We start from the raw sequence: 11,190 nt of genomic DNA, 5'->3' as shown, positions 1-11,190 counted from the left end.
CTCATCGTCGACCATATAGACTTCATCAACATCTAGTATCGGTCCAATGTTTTTACTTTCTCTATATGCCTGTTGCTCTGCAAAAACTTTATCTGGATCTAAAGGTTCACCCACATCACGAGGCTCACTATTCGGTGAGGGGGCTATATGAGTATCTGGATCGAGAAATTCACCAACATTAGTTGGCTCACCCTCAGATGAGCTTTCTACAAAACTGTCTGGATCCAAGGTCGGTCCTACATCTTGGATTGACTCCGCCTCACTAATTTGCGCTAACTCCACCTGCTGTGGCACCGAGTCTTCAGAAGGTATAGTTAATACCTCTGAAGACTTATCGTCAATAAAGGGCACTACTTCCAAAGATAAATCATCAACAAATGCCACCTCCAACTCAGGGGGATTGTCATCTAATGATGGCCACTGAATACTTAACAGGATGAAAAACACTGTAACCGCAACGACTATTAGACTTTTCACAATACCACTTTCCGTTGACTATGGGATAAAGTCAACGCGAGTCGCTAAACAGAAACTATTGTGCCTGCGACTGTCATCTAGATGAATAGTCACTTCTTTATCCAAAACCGCAGCCATCTGTGTCGTGTCCAACATGCGATACGCTATGTCTTTACTTTGATAGGTGCCGTCACAACTGAAACTCACCCAGTGATTTCCGCATTGTGGCAATTCAGAACGCGGGCTAACATCTAGCTTAGCCATACAATTACCATAATTACCATCCGTTATTAAAAACTGACTGACAGTCGTCGTCACTTTTCCTGTATCCGACTGAGCATCAAATGCCGTTAAACCCAACAACATTAATGGCAATAGCCAAACTTGTTTCAATGTAAGCAGATTATGTTTCTTCATCATTCTATTTCCTTGTTAAAAAAATTATAAAGTAGCGCTCTTAATTCACTTATTAAGTCGCTGACTGAGCGTCTATAATTACTTTTAGAAGTGGGATATTCAATCCGCTTCTGATTATTCCTTCTGGCGTACCTATGACAATGTCTGACGCTAAACTGCTACCCAAAATGTTACGTGCCTTTACTGTACAGCTATAACTAACGTCATTCTCGAGCTCTTCGATTCGAATCGGTGATTGCGTGCTGGTGACACTCGTGTCTCCACAGGTTACTGTGTAATCTAGAATGCTTGAGCCACCGTCACCGTTTGGTGAGAATCGAACCATTAAAGCGCCGTCCTCAGCATTCAATGAACTAATGACCGGAGGGGGAGGTACTGAGTTTGAATTTAATGGAAATGGGTCATCAACATCGGCAATACCGTCATTGTCATCGTCATTATCAGCAGTCATACCCAGTGCTAAACAATCTGAGTCACATTCATTCGGTGCGCCATCATTATCAGAATCTAATAAATTGCCAATCGCTATTAACGGGAAGGCATCATCAACATCATCAATGTTGTCGTTGTCGTCATCAAAGTCCAATAAGTCAAAAATAGAATCCCCGTCGCTATCAATGGCATCCCCTAACAATACCGCCGACCAATTGGCTTTATTATAAGGAATATCGCCATCACGGTAATCATCACCTAACTCAGGAATACCCGCCCAAGCCCAAAGTTCACAAATTCCGGGGGAGCTTTCTGCAATGCAATCACCTGTATTAGTATTTACATAAGGTGAAATTAAAAAACCTCCTTCAGAGCCAAAGGAGCAATCACCATTACCATTGTCGCCAACTGCACTAAAACCTTGTGGGCAAATCCAAAAGTCTACTGTATCCCCTGATAAACTCATCTGAGGCTTAGCGGATGGATCTGCAGCACGCATGCCCACTGAACCCGATGTAAGGTAATCGAATCCCGCTAGGCTACCTGCGACAAAGCTTTCTATCACAATCGTATCGTTATCTTCCTGAAGTATCCCTTCAAAAACACCACTCATTACATGCCCTTGTGTACCTCTTTCAGACGCATCAAAAGTATAATTAAAACTAAAAAGTTGGGTTGGCGGGAATGTGCGGGATAATTTAATTGTTTCGTATTGGCCGCCTTGCAACAACAACCAGAATACATTGGCATTATCGTCGGCTTGATACGCTTTAACGGCAACACCGTCAGGAGTAATTGTATTAAGTGGAATGACGTTGGCGATGACAGGCGCAAATAAATCTAAGTTTGCATTGTACTTTATTTCTCCAATCGCTAATTGACCTTGGGATGAATCTGTTACATAAGCCATTTGGCCATTGGATGCAAAAAGTGGCGTGATTGAACCATTAACGCCATTTAACGTCCCTGCTTCTGTTAAAAAGGTATTCGCTTCTGTAGCAGATAAATCAATGGAATAGCTATTTATAGTCGATGTTGTTCCATCACTTTCTACACTGAAAGCCGTCACTCCGTCATCAGCCACAAATAGGTCTGTATCGGCTGGGGAGCTCATATCGCCTAAAAATGTAATCTCGCTACCGTTAAAACGAAACAACTTATTTCCCATAGAAAAAGCATTTGATTGTTCGTAAAACACCAACTTTACAGCTCCAGTGAACCAAAAACTAGGGAACGACGAATTAGCGTCCACATCACTCCAAAGTACGGCATCAATGACACCTAAATTATGGTTAGTTGAATCAATCTGATAAACCACAAGCCCAAAAACACCGGAAGTATTAGAACTACGTTCGAATGAAATTAAATATGAACCAGAAGGATCAGATTCTGCTTTAAAAACATCATAGCTGTTAGAGCCATCCCCAAGAATAAATTCATCACTAATAGAAAAACTGCCGTCCAGTGGATTTTTTTGATAGAACTCCACTGTTGTCGTTCTTGGAAAAGGATGCACCAATAGACCAATAGCAAGTTCGGAATTGACTGCGACAAAATTGTTATAGAGACGATATGATTCACTTAGCATTGAAGATTGAACTTCAATTTCGCCTGCATTACTCATCAAATCAATTGTATTTATTACTGTACCAACTACCCCCGAGCCTAATAAACTATTATCATTAACATAAAGGGGACTAAAATTCTCCAAACCGAAATCACCAAAGGGATACTCGACAATACTGCCCAAATTAACATTATTTCTGTCGACATAGTAAACTCTATCGTTGCTATGCCCTAGCCATACGATATTATCTTGGGATTCATTAAACCTTATTCGAAAAGAAAGGATATTTAGGTTTTCTATTCGCTCGCTGAATTCAAATTGATTACTGTTAGCACTAAGCCTAAAATTATCAATTAACTGCTTGTCATTACTATCCCTTGCCATTACAACAATTTGGTCATTTGAATTATTAACGTCTAATGACATAGCCGCTACGGCATCATAATTTGGTGTTGATTCATTATATAACCAAGTCATAACGCCCAGTTCATCGATGGTAAAAACCGATAAGGTTCCCCCAGAATAAACATAAATTGAACCATCAGACTTAGAAGATTTAACTGTTAAATCGGATAATGATGAAACCTCAGCCCAAGTAGTTCTGCTAACTTCACTTAAAAGCCCAGCAATTGGATTTCTATCTAGAACTACTATTTGTGCACCATTATTACTATAATCAGAGTAAGCATAAATCAAATACTCTCCATCAAATGAGAGATCAAAATTGTGCTCATAATTAACCCCAACATCTCCTAAATCATACTGATCTACAAACGCCATGGCGCCAGTTTCAGCATGAAGTGAATAAATAAGAAATAAACCGTAACCTGGATCACCATAGGGATTATGCGAATAAAGAAACTTGCCATCTGGTGACACCATAATAGTTTCAGAACTACCGGTATTTACGCCAGAACTTGCATCAAATCCCAATGTTTGATAATGGGTGAGTAACCCCGTATCGGTGTCAACTGAAAAAGCCACAAGTCCATGAAAATATTGACCTGAGTTATTAATTTGACCTGCCCAATATAGAAACTCACCAGAAGGCGATAAAACTAGTCCCTCTCCAAATCCAGCGGCACTCTCTCCATCACCAAAATCACTAAAGGTTGATGTATTGGAAGTTGGGTTACCTGATTCATCCAATTCAACAACAACAATGCCATTTGCACTTGCAACATACATATATTCTTGATTTGATGAAAAGACAAATTCAGAGGGTGACTCAAAAACCCCATCAGATATTGAGGCGACTGATTGATAATCACTTGAATAAACGTTAGGTGCAGAAAATAATGATACAGTGAAGTAAAAAACCAAAAATCTTGGCATTAAAAATAGCCTTTTCAAAATAAAATTCCTTATAACCTTGTTTGAGCGCCTTTCACCTGTAAGCTATTAATTTATATCGTGAATATAAATTCAGGTCAACATCATTGTTCAATTCCATCATTTCACTGTCATAATCATTCGGGGCTCTTTTTGTAAAAAAAGATAGTAGTGTAAACAGTAACGACAGGAAGGAATTGGTTGGATGTGTAATTGAAACAACTCCCTTGCGTATTGAATTACATCCTCAATAGGAAAATGCATAATATAGATTTTTGTATATATTTCAATAGGTTTGGTAACAATCTAAATCAAACTTCATTATTATTTTTCAGATTGAGAGTCAAGTACTACTTTAAATTTAGGGATATTTAATCCTAATTTGATTATTGCTTCAGTTAATCTAAACGACTAGAAGTGGACACTTCTTTATACGGTATTTTAATATGGTCTTGGTTGAAAGGTTAGGTAATATCTCTGAAGCTTCGCGCCAAAGTGACATATCGCGTGACACAATAAACGGCCACTTGAAACTGGTTAAGCAAGGTGGTGCTGATGCCTTAAAACGACATGAGACGCCCAACATACGTCATAAGAACTGCATAGTCATGGAAATCGAGAAAGCGGTTATCGAGTTCTCTCTAGAACATCCTCACCTTCGTCAGCAGAAGCTAACTGAAGTACTTAGAATTGATGTTAGCCCAAATGGCGTTCGCAGCATATGGTTAAGGAATGACATGAATACCACAGCACAAAGAGTTAAAAGAACAAAACTCATCCGAGAATCTGCATAAAACATAGCCAGTATATTAACTGGCTGATATGCTGTTTACGACAAAGTCTCTCGGTAATTAGACTGACATAATCCCTTGGTAATCACACTACTGCACTTAATTAGATCTATGACTTTCTAAATACTGCTCTTGTGGCATAAAAACAAAAACTAATACTTGATTCAAAAAAACCCAATCTCTCTATTTCTCGATAAATTTCCCACTGACGTTTTGCTTTTTTTACTTTATTCCTTGATATTGAATTAGGCAGAATTCGATACTGAGTTAAAATTGTATTTAAAACATGTGCATCTTCACCCGTTTTTAATAACTTAAGCCATAAAGCATAATCTTGACCCGTTCTAATCAAGGGCATGCTTATATCATTAAAACTTGATTTACGTAACATAACTGTTGAACACCCAAGTGTAGCTTTCTTTCTAAGCATGTCCTTATATGAAAAACTACCTTGCTGAGTGCTATCTACAGTTTTATGAAGCCTAGTTCCATTTTCGTCAATAAGTTCATAAGCTGTAAATGAGAAAGCAATATGACTCCCCATAAATGTTAATTGTTTTTCGAGTTTATCTGGGAGCCAAAGATCATCGCTATCTATGAAGGCTAAAAAATCACCCGCTGCATTTTTAATAGAGTTATTCCTAGATACAGCCGCTCCGCTATTTTTTGTATTACTAAACACCTTGATTCTAGGATCATCATTAACTAGTTTATCTAGTATATTTAACGTTTCATCAGAAGAACAATCATCGGTAATTAACCACTCCCAATTTGAATAGCTTTGACTCTTAATTGATTGGTATGTTTTCAGTATCCAGCTTGCGGAATTATAAGCCGGGGAAATAATTGAGACTAACACCGCCTCCCCTTAGTACTTGCTTGACAGTACTTTGCAAATTTAATCATCCGAGAAAAAACATCTTTCGATGAATCAATTACCTCTTGAGGAACATCTATTGGATTAGAATAAATAAAAGACTCGAGATGATTTAATACATCTGAAGTACTAGAAAATTTCGTCAAACATCTTTCAGGGGATTTAACCTGCTGATAATACCTGATCGTTTTTGAGTGGTAGGGTATTGAAATAACTGAAGTATGTAAAGCAGTAGAAACTATACCAACATGTAATTTGGACGTTATTACCACATCTAAAAGGGAGAGAAAAGCCGTCAGAACCCAGTGATTCTCATAACTATAAAATTGACAATTATTACTTCCCAACATATTTTCAATAAGCTTTCCATCAATTTCTTGCTGTAACTTTCTTCCTAATCGAGAAGTACCATCTGAAATAATTACGAAGTATAAATCAGAATTTTTTTGAGAAAGTTCATTAATAGCATTTACAACTTTTTTGAAAGCCCCTTTATCTTTGTACTTATTCGTTACATGAATACCAACATACCTTTTTCCTTTAGGTAACTTATCAAAACTTTGTTTGGCGGTATTAAATTTAACCTCTGGAATGTCATTTTTAGTTAAAGATATTACAACATCGGCATTTACATCTATTTTCATTGGAGTTTTCTTTGAAGAATACTCATTAATAAATGATTTACTTTCAGAATCTCTAACCACAACTTCATTTGCGCCACCAAATATTTTCAAAGCAGTCCCTTTGTATGGCTGGAAAGAAATTGGCCCAAAGCCAGCGCCAAACACACCGTAAGGAATTGAATGCTTCTTAAAAAGCCAATAACTACGAATATGTCTAAATGTATTCCTAACACTCCATTTTAACTTGCCTTTTGACGGTTCACCAAAATATCCTCCACCACAATAAATACCGCATAAAACATCTGATGGCGGAACCAATCCAGTCGTTACACCTGTTTGTTCATAGTAAAAAGAATTAGCAAAAGGAAAAACCGGCATATAACCAGCAGACTTAATTCTTGTAGCAAATAAATCAACAAGGAGAACGTCCCCGTAATTATTCCCAAAATAAGAACCGTGTATATAAACTGATTTCACTAGTACCCCTTAAAATATTGTAAACGTTTTTTAGATAACTTTTCATTATCAAAGTCTTGACACAATCCATCGTATAAATCTATGAGAACTCGAATACGCTCACTATTATCCATCAATAGTAATTTGGCTCGGCTTAAAACAGAATCCATATCATCAAAATCTAAGATAAGTCCTAAACGTTCTGGAATCAGCTCAGCAATACCAGGAGTGTATGTAGTCAGCGGTATACTATTATTATTAATTGCTTCTTTAATTACATTAGGGAGTCTCTCAGAGTTATGCGATGTGGGTAGAATAAATAATGTAGAGTTCCGCATTATGTCAAATAACTCACTTTGAGGTACATGCCCATGAAAAACTACTTTGTCTGATACGTTAAGTTTTTCAGCCAATAACATTAGCGTACTACTTTCTGAACCTTCACCACAAATATCTAAATGAAACGAATCATATTTATTTAACAATGCTAGCAATTCTATTGCTTTGTCTGCACCCTTTGATTTAATTAAACGACCAGCAAAACAGATTCTCAACTCATTCTTAACGTTCAAATTCTGAGGTAATATATCAATACCACGATACAAAACAGTGACCTTTTTTCTACATATATTATTTAATAATACTAAATTGAAGTTACAATGCGTTGTAACTAAGTCTGAATTATTTACGCCCCACTTGGATATACCTAAATTCGATAGCAAGTCATAAGCACCAAGGAATGTAGAAACTTTAGTATCACTGTTAAAGTTTTTTAAATGAAAGTTAATCAATGAAGGATAATGCCCCCAAAACAGATGGACCACATCATATTTGTTAATACAGATTTTCTTTGCAATGCTCAAACTAGGCAAATATAAGTACGTTAATTTAAGGAATTCAGAAATGGATCCGGATGTCTTGAATGCAAAATAAATAAACTTAGGCAGAAATAAAAACATGATCTTTAAATCCGCTAATGAAAACTTGTAATAAGTGCAATAATCATCAACTACTAATTTCTTGTTTTTACTAGATAATGAATATATATCGACATTCACACCTAATTTTTTAAGACCTTTTATTTCCACTTGCCCAAAAGCTTCACTTTGGGCAGGATATCCCATGAAAATATAAGCAATATTCATTAACCCACCTAATTTATTGATTGTTAGTTGTTAGTAACATATCAAAGGAACTTGAAAAAACTAAACTTGGCATAATAATTATAAGAACCTTCAAAAGAAAAAAAGCCCTATAGCGATACATTTTTTGTTCACTAATAAGAATCAAGCAAAATAGGCTTATACATAGAGAAAACATCCCAACCCTCTTAGATTGAGCACTCCCCATAAGTAAAATGGCATTACATAATAAAATTAAATTATAAATTTGAATAATAAAGAACTTACTAGATATTCCAGTTAGTTTTAATTTATTAATTAGTACTAAGTACAAAAATATTAATGCCAAACAAATCAAGTATATTTCCGAGCCCATATTTCCTGTATTGTTATTTGATTTAGACGACACAACAAAAGGCAATAAGACCAACACACTAGATGCGCATAACAAAACAAGAATGTTTTTATATTTCTTAAATATTCTAAAATCCGTCAATATAATTAAGATTGGGAGAAACAATGCCGCGACATTATGTGACAATATCGAAATCAAAAATAAAATTGCCGCCTTATATAATTTAGAATTATATGCATAAGAAGCTGAGAGGAAGAAAAAGCAAATAGAAAGAAACTGGCGGTAAACATTTTGATACCCCATAAGAACAGCAAAAAACAGAAACCAAAGAAATATAAAATATTTTGGTAAACCAAAGTTTTTTGTTGCACGAATAACGGCTAAAATTGAAACCGTATCAAAGCACAATAAGACAGTTTCATGGTCATTTATATATAGATACAAGTATCGAGAACCTAACCAAAAGATAGGTTCTTTGAAGAAATAAATGGACATATTGGCTGACGACATCATGTCATAATAAGTCGATATGTCATGATCAGGCCCAGAGTATCTGACAACAATAAAATACATAAATAAACATACGAAAATAAATATCGATGTTAACTTGTTAAATGAAAAACTCCGTTCTAGAAAAGTTATAATTAGACATATAACAAACAAAGTAAGAAAAGCTAAAAATTCAACGGTAATCATAAACTTTACTTATTCATGACTTTAAATATCAAACCATAGTTTTTCGTTAGTAACCTCAAAAAAATACTATTGACCCACCAAAACTTCACTATAACAACACCCAGCAATCTAGTTTTTTTATTAACTCTACTTTTAAAAACGTTGTCAATTAGATTTACTTGTGCGGTATTTCCTTCTCTCATCATTGAAATTATAGATTTCAAATATGTATTCCTATAAAAATCTTTAATTACACATTCAAGATAAGGATATCTTTTTGATATTTTGTCGGCAGCTGATAACCATGACCTTAGTCTAGGTATACGGTTTATAATAGAAGTATTTTCACCGTGCACCCTCCTATAAGAAACTACCTTTTGTAGTAAAGAGATCTTGTTTCTTTCGCAAATATATCTAACCCAAAACTCCCAATCCTCTCCACCCGTAAGACTCAAATCAAACCCACCAGACGAAATTAATGAGCTTCTAGATATCAAAACAGTTCCTATACGGATAGGACAGTACAATACAATATCTTTCGCTAATTCAATATATGTCTTACTATAATCAAAGTGATTTCTTCTCAAATTTTCATTATTGGCTTTACCTAGTACTATATTGCTTTGCGGATCAATAATTTCTATATTTCCGAATACTAGATCACAATTATTATCCACAATCTGCTCAATCTGTAACTTGAGTTTATCCTTATGCCAAAAATCATCTTGATCTATAAACGCAATGTATTCAGACTTTGAATATGATAAAAATTCCATACGGCTCGAGGGTGCGCCTTTCTGCGTTTTTTTATTAAAAACGTTTATTCTTGATTCATTTTTCCTCGTTATATAATCTTGTACAATAGATAGAGTTCTATCAGTAGAACCGTCATCTACAATATACAAATTCCAATTTTGATAACTCTGATTAACAATACTATTAAGACATTCCGTTATCCATTTATCACCATTATACGTTGGAAGAATTATATCTATCATAATCTAACTTTCTTTGTAAAATTCAAAACAAACGATTCCTATAATTGTCCATTACTACAATCCCTACACAAAATTCAATTTTCCCACTGATATACTCAAAGTGTATGCATTACCAATGAGATTGAGTCACTCAATAATTAGGTAAGCAAGACGCTAAAGTAACGCTAGCAGTCCCCAATCGATGATGAAGATGAAAGCTATCACTAACAGTGAACTGTTTATGACTGACTAACCGGCCTAACTCGAAGAGATTATTGTCAAATCACAGACACTTAGAATTTATTACCTCCTCACACAAGCTCCCCTGTAAGAAATACTCTAAATAACTTTATAAATACAACTCCTTTATACGACGTAGATTAGCTTTTATGAATGTAAAAGTATTTTTTCTAAAAATCTTTTTGGGATCTTTACAAACAGAAAAAAGTGCATTTTTCAAAGATAAATATAATTTTTGTTTTTTTAGTTCTTCAAGGTCTGTTTGGTTTCTTATATGTGAGATTGCTTCTTTTCTTACTTTAATTTCAAGAAATTTACAGATTGAAAATAAAACTTGAGTAGGAGAGTCAATTAAATCCTCGTATTGTATTTTCAGATGACTCTTATTTGATAAAAAATCGACTATGTATTCGTCATATTTACATTTAAGTTTCTTCGCTTTGTCAATAGACATTCCGTCACGAACGTTTAAAGATTTCGCGACACTATCCTCATTACGAAGTATAAAAATATACTTTGGATTGGTCAAAACTTTATCCAGCTCAGATGCAAAAAGTGAAAGTCTTGGATCTTTCACTCCCCAAAGTCCGCCCCTTTTATCAACAAATTCGGTATACTGTTTACAAATAAAATCCTCAATATGAGCTATATCTTCTTTTTTAGGTGGATCATCCCAGGTAGATTTCAGGGTAGATAAAATTGCCTCATTAATAACTCTCATTTCAGTGTCTTCATTATGACCATCCACATTGGAAATACTCCCCACATGGTTTCCATCCCCCATGTCAACACCTAAGTTAATTAATAATTTACTAAGCATAGATGTACCACTTCTATGCATACCTAAGACAATTATTTGCTGTTCCATTAA

The 11,190-nt window shown here is 35.2% G+C and carries 10 protein-coding genes; 1 reads left to right on the top strand and 9 read right to left on the bottom strand.

Going from position 1 to position 11,190, the window contains the following annotated elements; translation table 11 throughout:
* From KO534_RS12750 to KO534_RS12740, 3 genes are all read right to left on the bottom strand, one after another.
* Window positions 1-477 (bottom strand): hypothetical protein (locus KO534_RS12750; protein WP_215930025.1); only part of this gene is annotated, 477 nt, incomplete at its 3' end.
* A gap of 18 nt (window positions 478-495) precedes the next feature.
* Window positions 496-876: a hypothetical protein gene (locus tag KO534_RS12745; protein WP_215930024.1), complete on the bottom strand. Its 381-nt coding sequence runs from the start codon at window positions 874-876 to the stop codon at window positions 496-498.
* A gap of 49 nt (window positions 877-925) precedes the next feature.
* Window positions 926-4,207, bottom strand: a complete 3,282-nt coding sequence (locus tag KO534_RS12740) for a beta-propeller fold lactonase family protein (protein WP_215930023.1) — start codon at window positions 4,205-4,207, stop codon at window positions 926-928.
* Window positions 4,208-4,650: 443 nt separating this feature from the next.
* On the opposite strand from KO534_RS12740, the gene KO534_RS12735 reads away from it, so the two are divergent.
* On the top strand, window positions 4,651-4,998 hold the full coding sequence (locus KO534_RS12735) for a helix-turn-helix domain-containing protein (RefSeq protein WP_354667937.1): 348 nt from the start codon (window positions 4,651-4,653) through the stop codon (window positions 4,996-4,998).
* Between the two features lie 106 nt (window positions 4,999-5,104).
* Here KO534_RS12735 and KO534_RS12730 read toward each other — a convergent pair whose 3' ends face one another.
* From KO534_RS12730 to KO534_RS12705, 6 genes are all read right to left on the bottom strand, one after another.
* Complete coding sequence (locus KO534_RS12730; RefSeq protein ID WP_215930022.1) at window positions 5,105-5,854, bottom strand: glycosyltransferase family 2 protein; 750 nt, start codon at window positions 5,852-5,854, stop codon at window positions 5,105-5,107.
* Complete coding sequence (locus tag KO534_RS12725; protein ID WP_215930021.1) at window positions 5,848-6,972, bottom strand: polysaccharide pyruvyl transferase family protein; 1,125 nt, start codon at window positions 6,970-6,972, stop codon at window positions 5,848-5,850. The genes KO534_RS12730 and KO534_RS12725 overlap by 7 nt, the downstream gene beginning before the upstream one ends.
* Complete coding sequence (locus KO534_RS12720) at window positions 6,972-8,096, bottom strand: glycosyltransferase (protein WP_215930020.1); 1,125 nt, start codon at window positions 8,094-8,096, stop codon at window positions 6,972-6,974. The genes KO534_RS12725 and KO534_RS12720 overlap by 1 nt, the downstream gene beginning before the upstream one ends.
* Window positions 8,097-8,109: 13 nt before the next feature.
* Window positions 8,110-9,123, bottom strand: a complete 1,014-nt coding sequence (locus tag KO534_RS23725; RefSeq protein ID WP_354667936.1) for an EpsG family protein — start codon at window positions 9,121-9,123, stop codon at window positions 8,110-8,112.
* Between the two features lie 5 nt (window positions 9,124-9,128).
* Window positions 9,129-10,100: a glycosyltransferase gene (locus KO534_RS12710; RefSeq protein WP_215930018.1), complete on the bottom strand. Its 972-nt coding sequence runs from the start codon at window positions 10,098-10,100 to the stop codon at window positions 9,129-9,131.
* A 328-nt stretch (window positions 10,101-10,428) separates the two neighbouring features.
* Window positions 10,429-11,187, bottom strand: a complete 759-nt coding sequence (locus KO534_RS12705) for a sulfotransferase (RefSeq protein WP_215930017.1) — start codon at window positions 11,185-11,187, stop codon at window positions 10,429-10,431.
* Between the last annotated feature and the right edge of the window lie 3 nt (window positions 11,188-11,190).

It is taken from the genome of Paraglaciecola arctica, from assembly GCF_018861065.1.
GTDB lineage: Bacteria > Pseudomonadota > Gammaproteobacteria > Enterobacterales > Alteromonadaceae > Paraglaciecola > Paraglaciecola arctica_B.
This window is presented reverse-complemented; position numbering and strand designations above follow the sequence as displayed.

Coding starts and splice junctions, on each gene's coding strand:
- KO534_RS12745 (WP_215930024.1), bottom strand. CDS start 876: ATGATGAAGAAACATAATCTGCTTACATTGAAACAAGTTTGGCTATTG.
- KO534_RS12740 (WP_215930023.1), bottom strand. CDS start 4,207: ATGCCAAGATTTTTGGTTTTTTACTTCACTGTATCATTATTTTCTGCA.
- KO534_RS12735 (WP_354667937.1), top strand. CDS start 4,651: ATGGTCTTGGTTGAAAGGTTAGGTAATATCTCTGAAGCTTCGCGCCAA.
- KO534_RS12720 (WP_215930020.1), bottom strand. CDS start 8,096: ATGAATATTGCTTATATTTTCATGGGATATCCTGCCCAAAGTGAAGCT.
- KO534_RS23725 (WP_354667936.1), bottom strand. CDS start 9,123: ATGATTACCGTTGAATTTTTAGCTTTTCTTACTTTGTTTGTTATATGT.
- KO534_RS12710 (WP_215930018.1), bottom strand. CDS start 10,100: ATGATAGATATAATTCTTCCAACGTATAATGGTGATAAATGGATAACG.
- KO534_RS12705 (WP_215930017.1), bottom strand. CDS start 11,187: ATGGAACAGCAAATAATTGTCTTAGGTATGCATAGAAGTGGTACATCT.